Origin of the sequence: Nonomuraea sp. NPDC004580 (assembly GCF_040609855.1) — a bacterium.
GTDB lineage: Bacteria > Actinomycetota > Actinomycetes > Streptosporangiales > Streptosporangiaceae > Nonomuraea > Nonomuraea salmonea.
In genome coordinates, this window is sequence record NZ_JBEXLH010000045.1 from 1 (window position 1) to 21,864 (window position 21,864).

At 73.6% G+C, this 21,864-nt stretch carries 18 protein-coding genes; 8 read left to right on the forward strand and 10 right to left on the reverse strand.

Annotated features, from left to right (window positions below; translation table 11 throughout):
- Positions 1-123: 123 nt before the first annotated feature.
- On the reverse strand, positions 124-714 hold the full coding sequence (locus ABZW11_RS33200; RefSeq protein ID WP_355425807.1) for an isochorismatase family cysteine hydrolase: 591 nt from the start codon (positions 712-714) through the stop codon (positions 124-126).
- Between the two features lie 172 nt (positions 715-886).
- On the opposite strand from ABZW11_RS33200, the gene ABZW11_RS33205 reads away from it, so the two are divergent.
- The 7 genes from ABZW11_RS33205 (at position 887) to ABZW11_RS33235 (ending at position 10,273) form a co-directional block, all read left to right on the forward strand.
- A complete protein-coding gene (locus ABZW11_RS33205; protein ID WP_355425810.1) occupies positions 887-2,710 on the forward strand; it encodes a protein kinase in 1,824 nt (607 codons plus the stop codon).
- Between the two features lie 60 nt (positions 2,711-2,770).
- Positions 2,771-3,133 (forward strand): OB-fold domain-containing protein, encoded by a 363-nt coding sequence (locus ABZW11_RS33210; RefSeq protein ID WP_355425813.1) that lies wholly within the window; start codon positions 2,771-2,773, stop codon positions 3,131-3,133.
- Positions 3,130-3,453 carry a VOC family protein gene (locus tag ABZW11_RS33215; RefSeq protein WP_355425816.1) on the forward strand — a complete coding sequence of 108 codons (324 nt, stop codon included), beginning with the start codon at positions 3,130-3,132 and terminating at the stop codon, positions 3,451-3,453. Before ABZW11_RS33210 ends, ABZW11_RS33215 begins: the two co-directional genes overlap by 4 nt.
- Positions 3,454-3,468: 15 nt before the next feature.
- On the forward strand, positions 3,469-4,995 hold the full coding sequence (locus tag ABZW11_RS33220; RefSeq protein WP_355425819.1) for a class I adenylate-forming enzyme family protein: 1,527 nt from the start codon (positions 3,469-3,471) through the stop codon (positions 4,993-4,995).
- A 3-nt stretch (positions 4,996-4,998) separates the two neighbouring features.
- The gene (locus tag ABZW11_RS33225; RefSeq protein WP_355425821.1) at positions 4,999-7,005 is read left to right on the forward strand and encodes an acetate--CoA ligase family protein; all 2,007 of its coding nucleotides are present in this window, start codon (positions 4,999-5,001) and stop codon (positions 7,003-7,005) included.
- Positions 6,992-7,741, forward strand: coding sequence for a glucose 1-dehydrogenase (locus ABZW11_RS33230; protein ID WP_355425824.1), 750 nt, complete (start codon positions 6,992-6,994; stop codon positions 7,739-7,741). Before ABZW11_RS33225 ends, ABZW11_RS33230 begins: the two co-directional genes overlap by 14 nt.
- A gap of 261 nt (positions 7,742-8,002) precedes the next feature.
- Positions 8,003-10,273: a CHAP domain-containing protein gene (locus ABZW11_RS33235; protein WP_355425827.1), complete on the forward strand. Its 2,271-nt coding sequence runs from the start codon at positions 8,003-8,005 to the stop codon at positions 10,271-10,273.
- A 17-nt stretch (positions 10,274-10,290) separates the two neighbouring features.
- Here the strand turns inward: ABZW11_RS33235 and ABZW11_RS33240 are convergent, their stop codons facing one another.
- From ABZW11_RS33240 to ABZW11_RS33265, 6 genes are all read right to left on the reverse strand, one after another.
- Positions 10,291-11,130 (reverse strand): TIGR03619 family F420-dependent LLM class oxidoreductase, encoded by an 840-nt coding sequence (locus ABZW11_RS33240; RefSeq protein WP_355425830.1) that lies wholly within the window; start codon positions 11,128-11,130, stop codon positions 10,291-10,293.
- Positions 11,127-12,083, reverse strand: a complete 957-nt coding sequence (locus tag ABZW11_RS33245) for an acyl-CoA dehydrogenase (RefSeq protein WP_355425833.1) — start codon at positions 12,081-12,083, stop codon at positions 11,127-11,129. Before ABZW11_RS33245 ends, ABZW11_RS33240 begins: the two co-directional genes overlap by 4 nt.
- The gene (locus ABZW11_RS33250; protein ID WP_355425836.1) at positions 12,080-13,180 is read right to left on the reverse strand and encodes an acyl-CoA dehydrogenase family protein; all 1,101 of its coding nucleotides are present in this window, start codon (positions 13,178-13,180) and stop codon (positions 12,080-12,082) included. The genes ABZW11_RS33245 and ABZW11_RS33250 overlap by 4 nt, the downstream gene beginning before the upstream one ends.
- 198 nt (positions 13,181-13,378) lie before the next feature.
- Positions 13,379-14,311 carry a hypothetical protein gene (locus tag ABZW11_RS33255; protein WP_355425839.1) on the reverse strand — a complete coding sequence of 311 codons (933 nt, stop codon included), beginning with the start codon at positions 14,309-14,311 and terminating at the stop codon, positions 13,379-13,381.
- Entirely contained in the window at positions 14,308-14,868 is a 561-nt protein-coding gene (locus ABZW11_RS33260) for an RNA polymerase sigma factor (RefSeq protein WP_355425842.1), read from the reverse strand. The genes ABZW11_RS33255 and ABZW11_RS33260 overlap by 4 nt, the downstream gene beginning before the upstream one ends.
- A gap of 136 nt (positions 14,869-15,004) precedes the next feature.
- The gene (locus tag ABZW11_RS33265) at positions 15,005-15,970 is read right to left on the reverse strand and encodes an alpha/beta hydrolase (RefSeq protein ID WP_355425845.1); all 966 of its coding nucleotides are present in this window, start codon (positions 15,968-15,970) and stop codon (positions 15,005-15,007) included.
- Between the two features lie 168 nt (positions 15,971-16,138).
- Between ABZW11_RS33265 and ABZW11_RS33270 the strand changes: the two genes are divergently transcribed.
- Positions 16,139-16,858, forward strand: a complete 720-nt coding sequence (locus ABZW11_RS33270) for a dienelactone hydrolase family protein (RefSeq protein ID WP_355425848.1) — start codon at positions 16,139-16,141, stop codon at positions 16,856-16,858.
- Position 16,859: 1 nt separating this feature from the next.
- On the opposite strand, the gene ABZW11_RS33275 is transcribed toward ABZW11_RS33270, so the two are convergent.
- Genes ABZW11_RS33275 through ABZW11_RS33285 form a run of 3 tightly spaced genes read right to left on the reverse strand, consistent with a single transcriptional unit; the run spans position 16,860 to position 21,432 of the window.
- Positions 16,860-17,600 carry an ABC transporter ATP-binding protein gene (locus ABZW11_RS33275; protein WP_355425851.1) on the reverse strand — a complete coding sequence of 247 codons (741 nt, stop codon included), beginning with the start codon at positions 17,598-17,600 and terminating at the stop codon, positions 16,860-16,862.
- Between the two features lie 2 nt (positions 17,601-17,602).
- The gene (locus ABZW11_RS33280) at positions 17,603-20,197 is read right to left on the reverse strand and encodes an ATP-binding cassette domain-containing protein (RefSeq protein ID WP_355425854.1); all 2,595 of its coding nucleotides are present in this window, start codon (positions 20,195-20,197) and stop codon (positions 17,603-17,605) included.
- Positions 20,194-21,432, reverse strand: coding sequence for an ABC transporter substrate-binding protein (locus ABZW11_RS33285; RefSeq protein ID WP_355425857.1), 1,239 nt, complete (start codon positions 21,430-21,432; stop codon positions 20,194-20,196). The genes ABZW11_RS33280 and ABZW11_RS33285 overlap by 4 nt, the downstream gene beginning before the upstream one ends.
- Between the last annotated feature and the right edge of the window lie 432 nt (positions 21,433-21,864).

The window sequence follows — 21,864 nt, forward strand, 5'->3', positions numbered from 1 at the left end:
GGTCCACGTCGGCCAGCACCACGCGGGCGCCGAGCGCGGCCAGGTCGGCGCCGATGGCCGCGCCGATCGCCCCCGCTCCGCCGGTGACGACCGCGACCCGCCCGTCCAGCCGCAGCCCCTCCATCACTTCCACGCCTCGACCAGGTCGGCGGTCGTCGTGCGGGTGGCCAGCAGGCCGATCGTGTGCTTGAGCACCGCCCGCGCGTACTCCTCCGGGACGCCCGCGACCGCGTCGGTCACCACGCGCACCCGGTAGCCCAGGTCGACCGCCTCCAGCGCCAGCCCGGGGATGCCCAGGTTGAGCGAGACGCCGACCGCGACCACCTCGGAGACGCCCAGCGAGCGCAGCGTCATGTCCAGGGAGGTCCCGGTGAACGGGGAGAAGCCGTGATGGCGGCGGCTCTCCAGGTCGCCGGGGTCGAGCAGCTCGGGCAGCACCTCGGCGGCGGGAGCGCCTTCCAGCATGTGGGCCGGGTCCTTGAGCAGGGAGACGATGAACGGGCAGTTGCCGGTATGGGAGCCGGCCCGGTCGGGGCGGAACGCGGCGGTGCAGTGGATCACCGGCACGCCGGTCCGGCGGGCGGCCTGGAGCAGGCGGGCGGCGTTGGCGATCACGTCGTGCCGCTCGCACGCCGCCACCAGATCCGGAAATTTCGTGAGATCGCCGACGACACCTCGCTGCATCTCCATCACCAGCACCGCCACGCGCTCCACCGGCGACCTCCACCCGTTGTTTAGCCGAGCGCTTGCTTGGTACGCCGCTCAGCATAACACCGGCACATCCCGCCATCTCCGATTAACGCGGGGCGAAATATCTCCGGTCGTGACAACCCGAACCCCGGGTGAGACCGTCGAATCGAAGACGGCCGTCTGATGGGGGTAGGACTTGGTCCCTGGGTACCGCGAAGTACGGCAGCTCGGCGCCGGCCGCACCGGCCGCGTGTTCCTCGCCACCTATCAAGAGACCGGCGCGTACGTGGCCATCAAGTACCTGAACGCCACCCTGCGCAGGGACACCGAGTTCATGGACCGCTTCCGGTCGGACACCCACCGCCTCGTCGAGATCGACTCCCCCGACGTGGTGCGCCTGTACGAGTACGTCGAGACCGCCACCAGGGCCGCCCTCGTCATGGAGCTGGTGGACGGAGTGTCCCTGCGCACGCTGCTGACCGAGCACGGCCGGATCACCCCCGAGGCGGCGCTGGCCGTGGTCAAGAGCACGCTGCTGGCCCTCGCCGCCGCCCACGAGCGCGGGGTGGCGCACCGGGACGTCACGCCGGGCAACATCCTGGTCCAGGCCGACGGCACGACCAAGCTCACCGACTTCGGCGTCGTGGTGCACGCCGAGGAGCCCGGGGTGCCCGCCGGCAGCCCACCGTACATGGCGCCCGAGTTGTGGACGCAGGGGCGCGACGGGCCGCCGGCCGACGTGTACGCGGCGGCGTGCGTGCTGTTCGAGGCGGTCAGGGGACGGCCGCCGTACCGGGCGGAGAACGGCGACGGCGACCAGGACGTGCCCGCGCTGCGCGACCAGCACCTCGTGGAGCCCGTGCCGGTGGAAGTAGCTCCCGACACGCTGCGCGACCTGCTCAGGCGCGGGATGGCCAAGGACCCGGCCGTCAGGTACGCCTCCGCCCGGCAGTTCGCGGCCGAGCTGGAGGAGGACGCCGCCTCCGGGTACGGCCCCGACTGGGAGAAACGCGGACGACGGCACCTGGCGGAGCTGGCCACACTGCTGGCGTTACGCTTCCCGCTGGCGCGCACCTCCCCGGCCCCCTCGAACGGCCTGCGCTCCCGGCTGCCCAGGCTGCCGCCCCAGCTCTGGGTGGCGGGCGGCGCGGTGATCGCGGCGGTGGTCGCGATCCTGGTGTCCGGCGGCGGGGTGCCACCCGGTCCAGGGACGATCCTGCTGCCGCCGCCCGAGGTCCGTGACGAGCCGGCGCCGGCCGCCACGAGCCCCTCACCCACCCGGTCGAGCGCCGCGCCCCGGCGGACCGCCGCCTCCCCGTCCCCGCCCGCCACCCGGACCGCCGCCCCTCCCTCCCCCCGTCCCACCCGCAGCGGGCAGCCCGGCACGTCCGCGCCCATCGCCTCCGTGCGGGCGGCCACGATCCTGCGGTGGAACGGCACGGCGGGGACGATCGGGGTCTCGGCGGACGGCACGGGGGCGGTGCGGCTGCGGATCGCGTACACGAGGAGGAACGGCGACGGCGGGGCGGCGCGGACCGTCCGGCAGGAGAGCCGCACCCTGCGCGGCCGCACCTCCTACATCAGCGCCGTCACCCACGACCCTGGGCGGGTGCCGTGCGGGGAGCTGGCGCACGTCGGAATCCTGGTGATGACCGAGCCGGCGGCCGGGAACGGGCCGCAGGTCAGCGAGGTCGCGCTGACCGGCCCCGACTGCCCCGCGCCACCTGCCCCCACAGCCACCCGCCCGGCCCCGCCCACCACGGACCCGTCGCTCAGCCCAGCCCGCCCGTCCGCCACCCCGCCCTCCTCCGGCCCCGAGGCCCGCTCATCCGCCACCCCGCCGTCCTCCGGCCCCGAGGCCCGCTCATCCGCCACCCCGCCGTCCACCGGCCCCGAGGCCCGCTTCTCAGCCCGCCCGTCCGCCACCCCGCCCTCCTCCGGCCCAGAAGCCGGCCTCTCCACGCCGACCCTCTTCCGCAACTGGCCGGAGCCCGATCTCGAGTCGCCGGCCGGGGGATGAGCCGGCCGGCTGAGCGGGCCTTGCCCGGGCAACCAAGCGTGCGCTAGCTTGGCAGGCACGATGAGCGGTGACACCTCTGCCTACCGGGCCGCCTGCGCGCGCGGCGAGCTGGTCATCCAGCGCTGTGCGGCCTGCGACCGCCGCATCCACCTCCCCGAGCCGGCCTGTCCCTGGTGCGGCGGCCGGCAACTGGTGTTCGACCCCGTCTCGGGCGACGGCGTCGTGCACACCTACACGGTCGTGCACCGCTCCTTCTCCCCCGCCTACCAGGGCCGCGAGCCGTACGTGATGGCCTGGGTCGACCTGCCGGAGGGCGTGCGCGCGTTCGGGCACGTGATCGGCTGCGAGCTCGGGCAGGTGCGCATCGGCCTGCCCGTACGCGTGACCTTCCACGACGACCTGCCCCACTGGAGGCCCGCGTGAAGCTGGGCAACGTGCTGATCCCCGTCGCCGACCTGGACGCGGCGATCGCGTTCTACGGCCTGCCGGTGAAGTTCCGCGACGGCGACAGGTTCGCCGCGCTCGACGGCGGCGGGGTGACCGTGGCGCTGGCGGGGCCGGAGGAGCACGTCGCCGGGTCGGTCGCGGTGTCGTACAAGGTGGCGGACGTCGATCGCGAGGTGGGTGAGCTGGTCGCGCGCGGCGCCGAGGTGGTGCGGGAGCCCGAGGCAGGACCGCACGAGAGGCGGGCCGTGCTGCGCGACCCCTCGGGCAACGTCTTCGTGCTCTATTCGCCCCTCTGAGATGGAGGCACCCCCATGGCACGACCGGCACGATCGCCGTACGGCAACTACGGGCACGCGATCCTGACCGCGAGCGCGATGCGCACGCCTGACCAGGTGGCGCTGACGTACTGCGGGGAGCGCGGCTTCACCTACGACCAGCTCAACAGGAACGTCAACCGCCGCGCCAACGCCCTCATCGCCGCCGGGGTCACGCCGGGCACCCGGGTGGCGGCGCTGCTCAACGAGACGTTGCAGGTGGCCGAGGTCTATCTGGCGCAGGCGAAGATCGGGGCGGTGACGGCGGCGCTGAACCCGTACTGGCCGGTCGAGACGCTGCGCGACGTGGTGGCCGCCTCGGGGTGCACGGCCTTCGTGCACGACGCCACCGTGGCCCCCGCGGTCGAGGCCGTCAGGCCGGAGCTGCCGCAGGTGACGACCTGGATCGACGTACGGGAGCTGCCGGAGGCGTCCGACGCCGAGCCGCCGCTCGGCGGGTCCTACGACGACCCGCTCGCGCTCTACTACACCTCGGGCACCACCGGCCTGCCCAAGGCCGTCGTGCACACCCACGCCTCGTCGCTGGCCACCGCCCAGATCTGGCTGGACGTGCCGCGCGGCCCCGACGCGGTGTTCGGCACCGGGGCGATCATCTGGGGCATCGGCTTCCCCGCCATCGTCGGCCCGGCCCTGTACGCGGGCATGCGCCTGGTGCTGGAGCAGGACTGGGGGCCGGAGAACTTCCTGCGCGTGGTCCCGCGCGAGCGCGTCACGCACGTGTCGCAGATCCCGTCGTTCTACGCGGCCCTGCTGGCCTCGCCCGCGCACGAGGGCGTGGACCTGTCGTCGATCCGGGTGATCATGCTGGGCGGTGAGCCGCTGACCGCGTCCATGCTCGACCGCATCAAGGCCAGGCTGCCGCAGGCGGGCATCTACTCCTATTACGGGCAGACCGAGGCGCCGTACACGTGCATGGGGCGGGTGGACGACGGCTCCACGCCGCTCGGTTCGTCCGGCCGGGCCCGTACGGGGAACGCCGTGCGCGTGACCGGCCCCCAGGGCCACCGGGTGATCGACGAGGTCGGCGAGATCAACCTGGCCGGGCCGCACCGGATGGCCGGCTACGACGGGCCGCCCGACCGCACGGCGGAGGTGCTGCGCGGCGAGTGGTACGTCGGCGGCGACCTCGGCACGCTCTCCCCCGGCGGCGTGCTGCGGGTGCTGGGGCGGCGCGAGGACTCCATACTCAAGGGCGGCGTCTGGACCCAGCCTGCCGTCATCGAGGACGCCGCCTGCGCGCTGGACGGCGTGGCCGAGGCGGGCGCGGTGGGGACCCCTGAGGGGGCCGCCGAGCAGGAGGTGCTGCTGGCCGTGGTGCCGCGCGCCGGGCACACGCTGGACCCGTCCAAGCTGGCGCTGGCCCTGGCCGACGCGCTGCCCGCCCATCAGCGCCCTGACCGCATCGTGGTGACCGGCGAGCTGCCCCACACCCAGGACGCCTCCGGCGGGCCCGGCAAGCTGCTGCGCAGGAAGATCCGCGAGCTGCCCGGGCTGCGCGGGTAGAGCGTGGACGAGCACGAGGTCAAGGCGCTGATCCGCGAGGCCGGGGTGCCGGTGCCGCGCGGGGTCGTGGTGGCGGGCGACGACTTCTCGGCGGCCGGGGAGCTGGCCGGGCCGCTGGCGCTGAAGGCGTTCGGTCCCGGGCTGACGCACAAGACCGAGTCGGGGGCGGTGGTGCTGGGCCTGCGCCACGCCGATCTGGCCCCGGCGGCCCACCGGCTGCGCGAACGGCTGCGGCCCGCCGGTTTCCTGGTCGAGGAGCAGGTCCCCGCCGGGGTCGAGCTGATCGTCGGGCTGGTGCGCGACCCCGCGTTCGGTCCCGTGCTGCTCGCCGGGCTCGGCGGGGTGTGGACGGAGGCGCTGCGCGACACCGCCGTCCGGCTCTGCCCGATCTCTGAGGAGGACGCCCGCCGCATGCCCGCCTCCCTGCGCGGCGCCGCCGTGCTCCGTGGCTGGCGCGGCGCCCCGCCCGTGGACGAGGACGCCGTCGTCAAGCTCCTCATGGCGGTGGGCGGGCCCGGCGGGCTGTGGGAGCGGCTGGATCTGGGCGAGTTCGAACTGAACCCGGTCATAGCAGGCCCGTCAGGCGTGGTGGCCGTCGACGCCCGCTACCTCCCCTCACCCCCGGTCCCGGCGCCCCCGGCAGCCCCCGCGACCGACTTCCTGCCGCTCTTCGAACCCAGGGCCGTGGCCGTGGTCGGGGCGTCCACGAGCAGGCCGAACTTCGGGAACATGTTCCTCGGGTTCTACCGGGAGACGGGCGTCCCGCTGGTGGCGGTGCATCCGGCGGCGGAGGAGGTCGCGGGGGTGCCGGCCGTGCCGTCCCTCGATCGCGCCGACGTGGACTACGCGCTGGTGGCGGTGCCCGCCGAGCGTTGTGCCGAGGTCGTGCGGCAGGCGGCGGGAGTCCCGTTCGTGCAGGTGATGAGCGGCGGGTTCGGCGAGGCGGGGCGGCCTGAGCTGGAGGCGGAGCTGGTGGCGGCGGCGCGCGCGGCCGGCACCCGGCTGCTCGGGCCGAACTGCATGGGCGTGTACTGTCCCCGAGGCGGTCAGACGTTCGTCGGCGGCGGCACGGGCCCGGCGGGCTCTGTCGCGCTCATCTCGCAGAGCGGCGGCCTGGCCGGCGAGGTGATCAAGGTCGGGGAGCGGCGCGGGCTGGCGTTCAGCAGGGTCGTCACGGCCGGGAACGCCGCCGACGTCACCCCGGCAGAGCTGCTGCGCTGGCTCGCGAATGACCCCGAGACGCGGGCGGCGGGGCTGTACCTGGAGGACCCGAGGAACGGCCGCGAGCTGTACGAGGCGCTGCGCGAGGCGGACCTGCCCGTGGTGCTGCTGGTCGGCGGACGTACCGGGCAGGGCAGGCAGGCCGCCGCCTCCCACACCGGCGGCCTGGTGAGCGACGAGCGGATCTGGGCGGCGGCGGCCGAGCAGGCGGGCGTGACGCTGGTGACGTCCCAGGATGACCTGATCGGGGTGCTGGCGTTCTTCCAGGCGCACGGCGGGCGCGCGGCCGAGGGCGAAAGGACGCTCGTGGTCGGGCCGAGCGGCGGCGCGAGCGTGCTCGCCGCGGACGCGTTCGACCGGGCCGGCGTCCGCCTCGAACCGCTGCCCGCCGACCGCGTGGCCGCGCTGCGCGGGCTCGGGGTGGTGACGACGGGCAACCCGCTCGAAGTGCCCGTGGGCCCGATGGGCCGGGCCGGCCTCGTGGCCGAGGTGATCGACGCGCTCGCGGGGCCGTACCGGGACGTGGTGGCGCACGTGAACGTCACGGCCTTCTTCACGTACGGGGACGCCGCCGAGCCCCTGTACGCCTACGCGCACGCCCTGGCGGGCGCCCAGGCCGCGCACCCGCACACCAGGATCACCCTCGTCACCAGGAACGCCGAGTGCGCGCCTCCGGGCGTCACGGGCGAGGTCGGGCGGATCGCGGCGGCGGCCGGGATCCCCGTCTACCGCACGATGGAGGCGGCCGCCGTGGCCGTCGCGGCAGGAGGACGCCATGGGGCTGCTTGACGGCAAGGTCGCGCTGATCACCGGCGGTGCGCGGGGCATGGGCGAGGCCCACGTACGGCTGTTCCTTGCCGAGGGCGCGCGGGTGGTGTTCGGGGACGTGCTGGAGGAGGAGGGCAAGGCGCTGGCGGCGGAGACGGGCGCGGTGTACGTGCGGCACGACGTGACCCGTCCGGAGGAGTGGGAGGCTGCCGTGGGGGCGGTCTTGGAGGCGTACGGGCGGCTGGACGTGCTGGTGAACAACGCCGGGATCCTGAAATTTCGGCGTATCACTGACATGTCGCTCGGAGACTTCGATCAGGTGATCGGCGTGAACCTCAGGGGCACCTGGCTCGGCGTCAAGTCGGTCATCGAGCCCATGAAGGCCGCCGGGCGCGGCTCGATCGTGAACATCTCCTCCATCGAGGGGTACGTCGGCGCTGAGGGGCTGTCGGCGTACTCGGCCTCGAAGTTCGGCGTGCGCGGCGTGACGAAGTCGGCGGCGCGGGAGCTGGCGAAGTTCAGGATCAGGGTGAACTCGGTGCACCCTGGAGCGATCAACACCTCCATGGTCATGGACCCCGAGCTGGCCGGCGAGGTGGACGCGGAGGCGTTCGTCAAGTCCATGGTCATCAAGCGGTTCGCCAAGCCGGTGGAGGTCTCGCACGTGGTGGCGTTCCTGGCCTCGGACCGGGCCAGCTACTGCACGGGGAGCGAGTTCACCGTGGACGGCGGGCTGCTGACCGGCGCAGGATACTAAGATCTCACCACAAGGTAGATCTTTAACTGTTAAACCACCTAGGGTCGGACATTTCTGGCAACGTTACTGACCTGCTGGTTCTACCCCGCGAGGGCCCTTGCCCCCAGGGTGCGTGCTTGAGCTAAGGTCACGACACGATAACCTCACTCATCACGGAAGACGACAAGCCTCCGGTTTTGTCACACCAGTCCCGGGTTACCCCCTTTACCCATGGCTGGTGGGTCGAACCCGGTCTTGCCCGGAAGGTTCCCCCACACTTCCATGACGCCAGAGATCCAGAAGTACATAGAACTGCTCGAGAGCCAGATCGGCTACTCCGAGAAGTCGGGCTCGTACACCAAGTTCGGCGCCTGGTACGGCAAGAACATCGAGTTCGACGCCGACTACAGTTCCGCACCGTGGTGCGACATGTACCTCTCATGGGCCGCGCACAAGCTCGGCTACGACGAGTGGATCGGCCAGTTCGCCTGGACCGTCGAGCACGCCAAGTGGTTCAAGAAGCACGGCGCGTGGGGGAAGAAGCCCGAGGTCGGGGCGCTCGTCTTCTACGACTGGAGCGGCTCGAACGACATCGACAGGATCGACCACGTCGGGGTCGTGACCAGGGTCGAGGGCGGCCGGATCCACACCATCGAGGGCAACATCGACGGCGGCGTCGCCAAGCGCAAGGAACGCGACACGAGCAAGGTCGTCGGTTACGGCTACCCGCAGCGGGTCAAGGAGCGGCTCGACAAGAAGGCCAGGAAGAAGGCCGAGAAAGAGGCCCAGGAGGCGCTCAAGGAGGCGGGGAAACCGGGAAGCGAGGTTGGCACGATCCAGCTTCCCGAGCAGTCGCTCACCTCTCAGATCCCCCGGGGCGACGACGGCCGGTCCGCCCAGGTGCCGCTGTCCGGTGACCGCATCCAGTCCCTGACGCCGGGCCAGACCGACGAGGGAGCGACCGGCCAGACCGAGGGCCAGACCCCGGAGCAGGCCCAGTCCGACCCCCACGGCGCTCCGCGCTCCTCGTCCTCGTCCTCGTCCTCGGACGCGCACGCGGACGCCCCGGCGAAGACGTCGAAGTCCTCCTCGAAGGAGACGGCCAAGTCCCGCACGGGGACCGACGACTCCGCCGCCCGCCCCGCCCCCACCGCGTCGGCCCCGGCCGAACCGCAGGTCGGCGCCTCCACCGGCGCCGCCAACGGAGCCCCCGCGAAGAAGGGCAAGCACGCCAAGCCCACCACGGCCGACACCGAGGCGGCGACCAGCGAACCCCTCCCCTCCCACACCGACGCCTCCGCCACGGGGCCGCTGCCCGTCGTCAACACCCCGACGCTGGTCGGCTCGACGCTGATCGCCGCCCTGACACTGCTCGCCGTGGCCAAGACCCGCCGACAGCGCTCGGCCGCCGCCGCGGCCGCCGCACCGGCCAGGCCGCCCCGCCCGTCCCGCGCGAAGGGCCGCCGCCGCCGCGGCAGGACGGCCCCCGTCCTGGCGACGGCCGACCTCCGCACCGCCGTCGACCTGCCGGAGACCCCGGAGCGCCTCGCCACCGCCGCCGCCCTCCGCACCCTCACCCCCGCAGCGGCCACCACCGCGACCCCGGCGGCCGCAAGCGCGGCCTCGACCACGATGGCCTGGCCCCTCCCGGAATCCACCGACCCCACGGCCTGGCCGGTCACCGCAGGGTCCGGCTCGGACCCCACCCGCGCTGCCTTCGGCCCCCGGTCCGTCTCCTTCGACGGCACCCCGTGGCCCGACGCCTTTCGCGCCTCCTCCGGGGTGCGGGCCGGGTTCGGCTCGGACGGCCACTCCGCGGACGCCGACCTGCACGGCCGTCCGGGCGCCGGGGACGGCTCCCGCCGAACGGACGCAGGGGACTCCGGGGACGGCTCCCGCCGTCCGGGCGGCAGGGACGCGGCCCGGCACGCCGCCTCCAGAGGCAGGGCCCGCCACGCGGCCTCCAGGAACGCCGCCCGCCACGCCGCGGCCAAGGACGCCGCCGCACGCGAGGCCGCCCAGCACGCCGCCGCCAGGGAAGCCGCCGCGAGAGAGGCGGCACGCGACACGCTGAGGCACGGCTCCCGCCACGCCAGGCACCGCAGGCTCCCCTTGGAGATCCGCCCCTTCGACCTGACCACCGACGCCACCCCGCACGGCCCGGCCACCGCCCAAGGCCCCCACAACCTGGCCGCGCCCTACGAGCCGGACTTCGACAGGTCCCGTTACCGGTTCACGGACGACACGGGCCCGCTGGAGGTCGTGCTCGACACCGGCCCCCTGGACCGGGTGGTGGACACGAGTCCGTTCGAGCGCATCGTCATCCCCGGCGCGACGAGCACGTTCGACGCCTTCGCCCCGCCCGCGCGGTCCGGCGGCCTGCTCACCGTCTCGGAGCCCGCGACCACCTACCGTGGCCGCCGCCGTCGCCGCTCATCGGACGAGCACCCGGCGTTCCCCTACACCGACGCCCCGCCCAGGGGCCGCCGCCACCGCCGCACCCGCCCGGAGGACGAGCTGACCGCCGGCACCACCGGCCGTCACCGCGCCTGACCACCCCATGGAGGCGGTCAGGCCGGGGCCGACGGGCGCGTGAGTCCGTAGTCGGTGGCGAACCTCGTCAGGCGGGCCACCGCGTCGCGGCCGCGGGTCCAGGGCCGTACGATCAGCCGCTCGACCCCGAGCGCCGCCCACTCGGAGACCTCGTCAGGAGACCCCAGCTCGTACGCATGAGCCGTCACCGGCACCCCTTCGCGCAGCCGCGCGAGGGCGGCGAGGCGGGGCCGGATGGAGGCGAGCGTGTGCGGCATGCTGATCCACCCGTCGCACTGCAGCGCCGCCCGCCGCAAAGCAGCGTCCGACTCCCCACCGGCGAGCACGGGCAGGCGCGGCTGCACGGGCTTGGGCTCGAAGGCGACCTCGGGAAAGGAGTAGAACCTCCCGCTATGGGCGACCACGGGCTCGCTCCACAGCCTCCGTACGACCTCGATCGCCTCGTCCAGCCGCGCCCCCCTGCTCTCGAACGGCACCCCCGCCGCGTCCCACTCCCCCCGATACCAGCCCGCCCCGACCCCGCAGACGGCCCGCCCGGCGGAGACCACGTCCAGGGTGGCGAAGGCGCGGGCCGAGACGAAGGGGTGGCGCAGAGCGAGCAGCTGCACGGCGGTGCCGAGCTTGACGCGTGCGGTGAGGGCGGCCAGCCAGCACAGGTACGCGGGCGCGTCGAACAGCGGCGTGCCCGGCCTGATCCCCGGCGAGGTGGCGCCCGGGTAGTGAGCGGTGGACAGGTCGGTGGTGAAGACGAGGTGCTCGGGCAGCCACACCGACTCGAACCCCAGCTCGTCCGCCGCAACCGCCACGTCCTTCCACGCGGCGGGATGCAGCAGCCCGAGCGGGACGCCGAACTTCACGGATACCTCCGAGGGGAGCCGTCGACGATCGCGGTGCGCAGGCGTTCGCGGTGGTGGGCGGTGGTGCCGTACGCACTGGACAGGGACCACGCGCGGGCCAGCCAGAACCGCAGGTCCAGCTCGTCGGTGTAGCCGATCGCGCCGTGCACCTGCAGCGCCGTCCTGGCCGCGAGCGTGGCGGCCTCGCCCGCGGCGGCCTTGGCGGCGCTCGCGTCCCGGTCCGCGCTCGGGAGTGCCTTGTCCGCCGTCACCGCCGCCCGCCACACCAGCGGCGCGGCGAACTCGACCGCCACCGCCACGTCGGCGAGCTGGTGCTTGACGGCCTGGAACGACCCGATCGGGGCGCCGAACTGGGTGCGGGCCCCGGCGTATGCGACGGTGGTGGACAGCAGGTGCCTGGCGACCCCGACGAGCTGCGCGGCGGTCGCCACGACACCGGCCCGCAGCGCCGCCCCCACGTCTCCGCCGAGCGGCTCGCCCGGCGTCTCGGCGGTCACCTCGAACAGCGGCCGGCCCGGGTCGGGGCCTGGACGAGGGCTGAGGCACACGGACGCGGCGGGGTACGACCGAGCCGCGCCATCCCGCACGACCACGATCAGGTCGGCGAGATCGGCATCGGCCGCATAAGCCTGCCCAGGCGGCAGCACGGCCACGGTCACCGGCTCAGCGCCGCCCAGCAGGTGAGCCCCCACCACGGCGGTCTCCACGACCGGCCCGGGCAGGCAGGCCCGCCCGGTCTCCTCAAGCGCGGGCACCACGTCGATCAGCCGCAGCCCCAGCCCGCCGGCCTCCTCGGGCGACAACAACTGGAAGAACCCCAGCCCGGCGAGCTGCTTCCACCCGGGCCGCCGCTCGCCGCGCAGCGCGGCGGGCGGGCAGTGCGCCCGCAGCACGTCCCGTACGTTCGCGGCCAGAGCGAGCTGATCGGCGCTGAAAGCGGCATCCATCGTCATCGGGGAAGTCCGAGGAGACGTTCTGCGACGATCGTGCGCTGGATCTCGTTCGTGCCCGCGTAGATCGGCCCCGCCTGCGCGAACAGGAACCCGTCGAGCCAGCCCTCCGCCCCCGCCCGGTCGCCGAGCAGGTCGAGCGCGAGGGCGTGCATGCGCAGGTCGAGCTCGGACCAGAAGAGCTTGCCCAGGCTGGCCTCGGCCCCGGCCTCCTTCCCCGCCGCGATCCCGCGCGCGGTCGCGTACGTGTGCAGCCGGTACGCCTCCGCCTCCACCCAGCACCGCGCGGCCCGGTCGGCGAGCGCCGGGTCCGCGCCGGCGGCCAGGGCGACGAGCCGGTCGGCGGTGGCGAGGAAGCGGCCCGGGCTGCGCAGGGTGAGGCCGCGTTCTGACGAGGTGGTGGCCATGGCGATGCGCCAGCCGTCGCCTGGCCGGCCGAGCACGAGGGAGCCGGGCACGTGCACGCCGTCGAAGTGCAGCCCGGCGAAGCCCGGCAGGCCGTCGAGCTGGGCGATGGGCCGGACGGCGACGTCGGACAGGGGGAACAGGAAGTAGGTCAGGCCGCGGTGGCGTTCGCCCGAGGTGCGGAAGAGGCCGAACCCGTGGGTGGCGTACGCGGCGCGCGAGCTCCACGTCTTGTGTCCGTACAGGCGCCAGCCGCCGGGCACGGGTTCGGCCCTGGAGGTGAGGGCGGCCAGGTCGCTGCCCGCCTCGGGCTCCGACCACGCCTGGGCCCACACCTGCTCGCCGGAGGCCATGCCGGGCAGCCAGCGCCGCCGCTGTTCCTCGGTGCCGAACCGCATGAGCGAAGGGCCGAGGAGGAAGATGCCGTTCTGGGTGACGCGGGCGGGGGCGCCGGCGGCCCAGTACTCCTCCTCGAAGATCAGCCATTCGACGAGGGAGGCGCCTCTGCCGCCGTACTCCTCGGGCCAGGAGACGACGGACAGCCGGGCGGCGGCCAACTCGGCCTCCCAGGCCCGGTGGGCGGCGAAGCCCTCGGGGGTGTCCATGGACGGGAGGCGATCGGGGACGTGCGCGCTCAGCCACTCGCGAACCCCGGCGCGGAAGTCCCGCTCAGCCGGGGAGAAGTCGAGATCCACGACAACCAACCTAGCGCACGCTTGGTGCCCTGGCCAGGTCAGGCTTCGGCCCCTGCACCTTCATCACAGCTCGCCGGCCGCCAGGGTGGCGCGGGCGGCCAGCGTGCTGGGCTTCTCGCCCGCCGGCCCGCCCGGCCGCCTGCGCGCCCACCTGGCCCTCGCCCTGCTACACCTGCTCGCCACCACAGGTCCGGCCCGCTACGAGCAGCACTCGTCCTTGGGGCCGCCGTAGACGGGGTTCTTGTCGAGCCGGTGCTCGGTCACCAGCAGCCGGATCACCCCCTTGGCGTTCTCCTCGGCCTCCCAGACCACCCAGTCGTCCCCGACGGGCTCCTCCTGGGTGCGGTCGATGCCGTACCCTCCGGGGTTTCCCGGAGGCACGGAGATGACCGCGAAGACGACCTTCCTGCCGCGCCTGCGCAGCTCGGGAAGGACCTCGCCGACGGTCTTCTCGTCCACGCGGAAGTCCTTGAGTGAGCCGTGCGCGCCGGTCGCTTCCCGGAACTCCGGCTTGACGATGCGTGGCCGGGGCGCGGGGACGGGCTCGCAGGGCGCGATCGGGCCCTCCATCAGGTACGTGGTGGTCATGCCGCCCTTGCCGCTGATGCTCCACACGAAGGTCTGGCCGGGCCGGAACAGCTTCGTGTTGATCCGCATCTGCCACCCCTCCCGCTCACCGGGGATGTTCTCCGGCAGGCTGTAGATGCCACGGGGGATGTTCTCCACGTGCTTCCCACGCGGTTCCCGGCACATCATGCCCTGAGGGACGAAGTCGACGGTCGCGGGGACGTTCAGCTCCCGCAGCCGCCGCTCCAGCCCCTCAGCGTCGCCGAAGTCGCGGATCTGGATCGTCACCATCCCGTCCTGCATGTCCACGGCGTACGAGCTGGGCGCGCCACCGCGCAGCACGCTCGGCACCACGACGACGCCCGCGGCGAGCGCGACGGCCACCGCCAGGCCGAGCAACGGGCGCTTGAACGAGCGCGGGGGCCGCCGCACCGGTTCCGGCTCCCGCGCGGTGATCTCGGCCAGCAGCGCCCGCGCCCCCGCCCCGGACGGCTCACCACCGAGGCCACCGGGCGCGACCCTGGCCAGCGGCTTGATCGCCTCGATCTCGTCGATGTCCTTCACAGCGCTCCTCCCTGCGACCGTTCCACCCATGCGGGCCGAGCCCGCGTGCTGACGTGCACCCCGGCGTCGGCGAGTGCCCGGGACAGCCGTTTGCGGGCCCGGGACAGCCGGATCCGTACCGCGTTGCGGGACAGCCCCAGCGCCCGCGCGATCTCCTCGCGCTCCAGCCCCTCCCAGGCGACCAGGGCCAGCAGCTCCCTGTCGTCGTCGGGCAGGCTCCTGAAGGCCCGCCCGATCGCGTCCAGCTCGACCTCGGTGTCCGGGGAGTGCCCGTACAGGTCGGCGAGCTCGGCGTCCAGCTCGGCGGTGCGGGCCCTGCGGCGGTTGTCGCCGCGGAAGTGGTTGGCCAGCACCTTGCGCGCCACGCCGTACAGCCAGGGCACGACCTCGGGGCCGTCCGGCAGCTCCGACACCCGCCGCCAGGCGACGGTGAACGTCTCCGCCACGACGTCGGCGGCGTCCTGGGGCGAGTCGCAGCGGCGTACGGCGTAGGCGGTGATCTTGCCGTACGCCAGGTCATAGGCGGCCTCGAACCGGGCCGGCCGCTCGTCATCCACAGGCGGTCCCCATGGCAGATCTCCTCAGCAGACGATTTACACGGACACCTACCTCTATGTACGCCCAGCCCCCATCATTTCCACAGAAAGGGGCACCCGCCCGAAGACCAGGCAGGCGCCCCTCATGAAGCCGCGGTCAGATACCGAAGGCGCGCTTGAGCGCCGCCTCCCTGGCCGCCCGCGCCCGCCGGCTCAGCTCGGCGTCCGGCACCATCATGTCGAACCCGTGGAAGGCCCCGGGGAACAGGTGGAACTCGGTCGAGACCCCGGCCTGGGCCAGCCGCTGCGCGTAGTCGACGCACTCGTCCCTGAACACCTCGAGCTCCCCCACGTCCACGAACGCCGGCGGCAGCCCGGACAGGTCGGTGGCGCGGGCGGGGGCGGCGTGAGGGGGCACGTCGTCGGCGCCCGCCAGGTCGCCGAGCAGCGCCTTCCAGCCGTACAGGTTGGCCGATCTGGGCCACACCACGGCGTCGGCGAAGGCGTGGCTGGAGGGCGTGACGTTGCGGTCGTCGAGCATGGGGCAGATCAGCAGCTGGAAGGCGACGTCGGGGCCGCGGTCCCTGGCGAGCAGCACGGTGGCGGCGGCCAGCCCGCCGCCCGCGCTGGCCCCGCCCACGGCCAGGCGGGCCGGGTCGATGCCCAGCTCGGCGGCGTTCTTGGCGGTCCAGGCGAGGCCCGCGTAGCAGTCCTCGACGGGCGCGGGGTGGGGGTGCTCGGGGGCGAGCCGGTAGTCGACGGAGACGGCGACCAGGCCGAGCCGCTCGACGTAGCGGACGATCATCTCGTCGTCCATCTCGGGCCTGCCGATGATCATGCCGCCGCCGTGAATCCAGTAGAGCGCGGGCCGGTTCTCGCCCGCCTCGGCCGGCCGGTAGACGCGCACCCGTACGTCCGGCTCTCCCGCGGGCCCCGGCACCATCCTGTCCTCGATGGAGACCTCGGTCTCCGGCCTCGGCGCCGCGGCCAGCATGGCGTTGAGCTCGGCCCGAAGCTCGGCCAGCGCTTCGTACGTCAGCGAGGCGAAGTCGATCGACGGCATCTGCGCGGCCTGCTCGACCCCGGCACGCAGCTCGGCGTCCAGGTTGGGGTGATGCGCCATGGGCTGTTCCTTCCGCGGAGCGGTGCTGTCTGTGCTGACATCGTGGAATTCCCGGTCATCGTCGCACAACCGCCATGCGGCGGAGATTGACCGCCGTGCCCCCGCCGTTCGGCGAACGGCCGCCCCGGGTGCGGGACGAAGCCGCCGCCGTCCGGCATGCTGATCATCATGTGCCACTCCACCGACAGCAGGCCGCCCGCCCCACCCGTGCGGGGGGAGGTGGCCGCGCACGAGCAGATCGAGCTGACGGCCGCCGACGGCAACCGCTTCCTCGCCTACCGGGCCGAACCCACCGAGCCGAACGGCCGCGGCATGGTGATCCTGCCGGACATCCGCGGGCTGCACCCCTACTACCGGGACCTCGCGGTCCGGTTCGCCGAGGCGGGGTTCCGTACGATCGCGATCGACTACTTCGGCCGCACGGCGGGCCTCGGCGACCGCGGCGACGACTTCACGTTCCGTCCCCATGTCGACCAGCTCACCAGCGACCACGTCAGGGCCGACGCGCTGGCGGCCACGCAGGCGCTGGACGGGCCGGTGTTCACCGTGGGGTTCTGCCTGGGCGGCGCGCAGTCGTTGCGGCAGGCCGCCGAGGGCAACGGGCTGGCGGGCGGCATCGGCTTCTACCCCACCCTGCGCTTCGTGGAGCCGCCCGAGTCGGGGCCAGGCTCGCCGCTGCTGATGCTGCTGGGCGGCGCCGACCGGGCCACGTCGCGCGAGCAGTCCGCCGCGTACGAGGCCGCGCTCGACCGGGCCGGCACCCCGTACGACAAGCACGTCTATCCGGGCGCGCCGCACTCGTACTTCGACCGCTCGTACGCGGAGTGGACCGAGGTCTGCCAGGACTCCTGGCGGCGCATCCTCGACTTCACCGAGCGCCACTCCTGAGTCATCCCAGGTAGGCCGCCCGGACGACGGGGTCTTCGCGGATCTCGGCGGGCGGCCCCGCGGCGATGACCCGGCCGAGGTCGAGCACGACGATCCGGTCGCAGACGTCCATGACGAACCCCATGTCGTGCTCGACCAGCAGCACCGTGGTCTCCAGGCTCCCGACGACCTCGGCCAGGCGGGCGGTCTGGGCGGCGTCGAGCCCGGAGGTGGGCTCGTCGAGCAGCAGCAGCCTGGGCCGGTCGGCCAGCGCCCTGGCCAGCTCGACCAGGCGCCGCCCGCCGACCGGCAGCGCGGCGGCGTACGCGGCGCGCTGCCCGCCGAGCCCGCACAGCTCCAGCACCTCGGCGACACGCTCGCGCCGGTCGCGTTCGAGCCGCCGCCGGGCGGGCAGGCCGACGAGGTCGGCGGCCAGCCCGCCACCGCCGCCGTGCCAGTCGAGCGCGGCCAGCACGTTGTCCTCGACCGTGAGCCGGCCGAACACCTGCGTGCGCTGGAACGTGCGGCGCACCCCCGCCCTGGCCCGCCGGACCGGCGGCAGCCCGGTCACGTCCCGCCCATCGACGCGGACCCGGCCCTCGGCGGGCCTGCGCAGCCCGGACACGACGTCGAACAGGGTGGTCTTGCCTGCCCCGTTCGGCCCGATCACGCCGCAGACGACCCCCTCATGGACCTCGAACGACACCTGGTCCAGCGCCTTGACGCCGCCGAAGGCGACCGACACCCCGTCCACCGCCAGCATGATCAGCGCACCCCCAGGTAGGCCGCGGTCAGCCGCTCGCCGTCCACCTCGGCCCGCGGCCCCGACCAGGTGACGCGGCCGAGCCGCATGAACGCCACCCGGTCGGCGATCGCCAGCGCCTCGGTGGCCTTCTCCTCGACCAGCAGCAGCGCGACCCCGCGCGCCCGCAGCTCGGCGAAGACCTCGAACACCTGCCGCACCACCATGGGGGCGAGCCCCAGCGACGGCTCGTCGGCGACGAGCACGCGCGGCGGCCTGATGAGCGCGGGGGCGAGCGTGAGCAGCTGCTGCTCGCCGCCGGACAGGGCGCCGGCCGGCACGTGGCGGCGCTCGCCGAGGTGCGGCAGCCGCGCGAAGACCGGCTCCGGGTCGGGCAGCCAGGTGCGCAGGTTCTCCTCCACGGTCAGGCCGGGGAAGACGCCCCTGCCCTCGGGCGCGAGCAGGATGCCCGCGCCTGCCCTGCGGTGGGCGGGCCAGGCGGTGACGTCGCGGCCGCCGAGCAGTACGCGGCCCGCGCTCACGGGCAGGTCGCCGGCCGCGACGGCGCAGGTGGTGGACTTGCCCGCGCCGTTCGCGCCGAGCAGCGCGACCACCTCGCCGGGGCCGACCGTGAGGTCCACGCCGCGCAGCACGGTGGTGTCGGCGTATCCGGCGACGACGCCTTCCAGCGTGAACAACCGCCGCTCCCGCACGGCCGGCTCGGACCGGATCCCGGGCTCGGGGCGCTCCCGCTTCCTGTGCCGCAGCCCGGCCATCTGGGTGAGCACGCCGTCGGGGTGCTTGGCCAGGATGACGCCGCCGAGCCCGAACAGGATCGCGCCGACGTGCGCGGACAGGTCCCAGACGGCCAGCAGCTCGGGCACAGCGACGGCGACGAGCCCGCCCAGCACGGCTCCGCCGATCCGCCGCACGCCCTGCAGCACCACGATGGCCAGCCAGACGAACCCGGAGAAGGCCGGCAGGTCGGTCGCCGTGATCGAGCCCTTGAAGATCGCGAACAGCACCCCGCCCAGCCCCGCGACCGCCGACGCCAGCACGAAAAGCACGATCTTGGTACGCGGCGCCGACAGTCCCGACGTCACGGCCGCGGCGGGAGCCGAGCGCACGGCCAGGATCGCCCGCCCCGACGCCGACCGTTCGAGGTTGCGGACCAGCAGCGCCACGGCGCCGATGAGCGCGAGCAGCAGCACCACCCGCACGCGCGGATCCGCGGTGTCGGCGAAGCCGAACCCGAGCGCCGGCAGCGCCCAGCCGATCGTGCCGTTGCTGAACGCGTCCACCTGGAACAGCACCTGGTCGGCCAGCAGCGCCATGGCGAGCGTCGCCAGCGTCAGCACCCGGCCGCCGAGCCGCAGCGCGGGCAGCGCCACCAGCATCCCGGCCGCCGCCGCTGCCAGCACGCCGAGCACGATCGCGGCGGCGAACGGCAGCCCTGAGGTGAACGCCCAGCCGCAGGTCAGCGCGGCCATGGCGGCGAAGGCGGCCTGGGCCAGGTTCACCATGCCGCCGATGCCGGTGACGATCACGAACGAACAGAAGACCAGCGCCAGCACCAGCCCCTGCGCGGCCACGCCCACGTAGTAAACGGGACCCGTGAAGGCGAAGGCGGCCAGCGCGAGCGCGCCCAGCGCCCACGGCAGCCGGCGCCGCCACGGCGGCAGCCCGGCCAGGTGGTCGGGCGGCGGCGCGTCCTCGGCCGCGCTGCCCGCGACCCGGTCACGGGCCCGGTTCAGCAGCACCAGCCCGGCGAACAGCAGGATCACCGGCACCGCCGTGCGCAGCCCGGTCACCTCTTCGAGGAAGTCGGTGTAGCCGGCCACCAGGTTCTGGATCACGCCGAGCGCCAGCCCGGCCGCGAACGTCCACGGGATCGAGCGCAGCCGCCCGAACACCGCCGCCGTCGCCGAGGCGAACAGCAGCACCGTGTACGCCGTCGCGTCCAGCCCCAGCACCGGCACCGCCAGCACCCCGGCCAGCCCGGCGAGCCCTGAAGAGAGCGTCCAGGCCAGCGCCGATGCCGCGTCGGCGTCGATGCCGCGCAGCGTGGCCAGCCGCCGCCGGTCCACGCAGGCGCGCATGCGCAGCCCGTACGGGGTGTGCCGCATGAACGCCCACAACCCGGCCGCCGCCAGCGCCGAGCACAGGAACGTGATGAGCTGGTCGCTGTCCAGCCGCACGCCGAACACCTCGACGTCCACGGCCGGGTGCGGCCCGACGCCGCGCGGCAGGGCGGTCGCGTCGGCGGGCGGCAGCCCGGCCACGTCCACGACCAGCAGGCCCGCCGCGGGCAGCGCGATCGTGAGGCCGATGGTGGCCACGATCTGCGCGGTCTCCCCCGCCTGGGCGAGACCCCTGAACATGGCCTTGTGCAGGGCGTAGCCGAGCGCGGGCGCGAACAGCGCCACTGCCGCCAGGGCCGACGGCAGCGCGGGCACGCCGGCCTGGGTCAGCTCGTAGAACAGCAGCGCGGTCAGGAAGCCGATGGCGCCGTGGGCGAAGTTGAACACGCCGGTGGCGGCGTACGAGAGCGTCAGGCCCGCCCCCATGACCGCGAAGACCGCGCCGGTGACCAGGCCGCTGAGGACGTAAGCGATCATTTCAGCGGCACGTTGTCGAAGCAACGCATGTTCCTGGCCACCTGGAAGGCGCCGCCCTCCAGCTTGACCAGGGCGCCGCAGCCGTTGGGCTCGCTGTGGTCCTTCGGATACTCGATGCGGCCGAAGCCGGGGTTCTCGTAGACGTAGGAGCCGTTGGCGGTGGCGAGGAAGCGTTCCCTGGTCAGCTCCTTGCCGGTCTTGTCCAGCAGGTCGAGGAAGATGTCGGCGGCCCAGTAGCCGATGGCGAGGTGCTGGGTCAGCTCGGCGCCCGGCGCGACCTTCTCGACGTCCTGCCTGAGCCCGGCGACCTCGGGGGCGTCCGACTCGAAGGGCTCGAACATGGGCGCCGCGATCACGCCCTCCAGAGCCTTCGCGCTGGCGGGGTCCTTGAGTATGGCGGCGTCGTAGCTGGTGGCGTCGGTGAGCACGCCCTTGTAGCCGGCCCGCTTGAGCGCCGAGTACAGGCCGACGTTGAACTTGGTGCCGGCGATCACCGACACCACGACGTCGGGCGGCCCGCCGTCGTCCGACGTCATGATCTTGTCGACGTACGGGAGCCAGTCGGGCGGGGGTGCGGCGGCCGGCAGGCCCGAGTTCACGCCGGCCAGCTCGAACCCGGCCGCGGTGAACGACTGGGAGATGGTCGTGCCGCCGTACTTGCTGCCGCTGGAGTCGGAGGTCTGGACGTACACGCTCTTGCCCTCGGCGCCGCCGAGCAGGTCGGCCATCTGGCGGCCCCACCACGTCTGCGAGCCCGCGCCCCGCTCGGGGGCCAGGCAGCCGTTGTAGCCGAAGCCGGTCTTCGTGCCGCACCACTGCGGGCCCGTCGCCCAGCCGAACCACGGCACGCCCTGCTGCTCGAGGAAGGCGGCGCCACCGAAGTTGGGCGCGTGCACGGGGACGAGGGCGAACACCGAGTCCTTCTGCACGAGCTTCTTGGCCGCCGCGTCGCCCTTGGCGGCGTCCTGGCCGTCATCCTCGGCTCCGAGGAACTCGATCGTGCGGCCGTGCACGCCGCCCTCCGCGTTGGCCCGCTCGAACCTGGCCTTGGCGCCCAGCTCGGCGTCCTTGGTGGAGTAACCGCTGGCGCTGGTCTTGGTCAGCACACCACCGACCCTGATCGTCGAGTCCGTCACACCGGCCGCGCCCCCGCCCGTGGCACCGCCCTGCTGCTGGGCAGCGCATCCGGTCGCGAGAAGGACCGCCACCAGGGCCACCGACCTCACTCGCACCATGACGGCCTCCCCTTGCGCCTTGGCCTAGCGCTCGCTTGGTTTTCGTCCGAGCGTAAGTTCGCCTTACGGCGCCGTCAACGGACACCCCGAGCAACCGCCTGCTCTACTCATGAAGTGGACGTCGAGCGAGAACCTCAGGCACCCGACTGTGCCGGCGCACCATGGTCGCTAATGCCGCATCAACATAGCCGAGGCATTTGAGGATCGCTTCGTGGTCGGCCACGAGGTGGCGGCGATGGATCGGTCCATGATGAGCGATCTTGTTCCGGAGTATCCTCAGGTAATCCAACAAAGGCTGGTACCGTCGAGGCATAAGCCCCGGTTCTGCCTCTGCTTGCACGCAGCCGGGGCATAGCCATGTCGCGGCATGCCGCAGCGATCGTTCAGCCCGCAACATGCCGACGTCGGCGTAGCTTGTCCGCGACCCGGGCG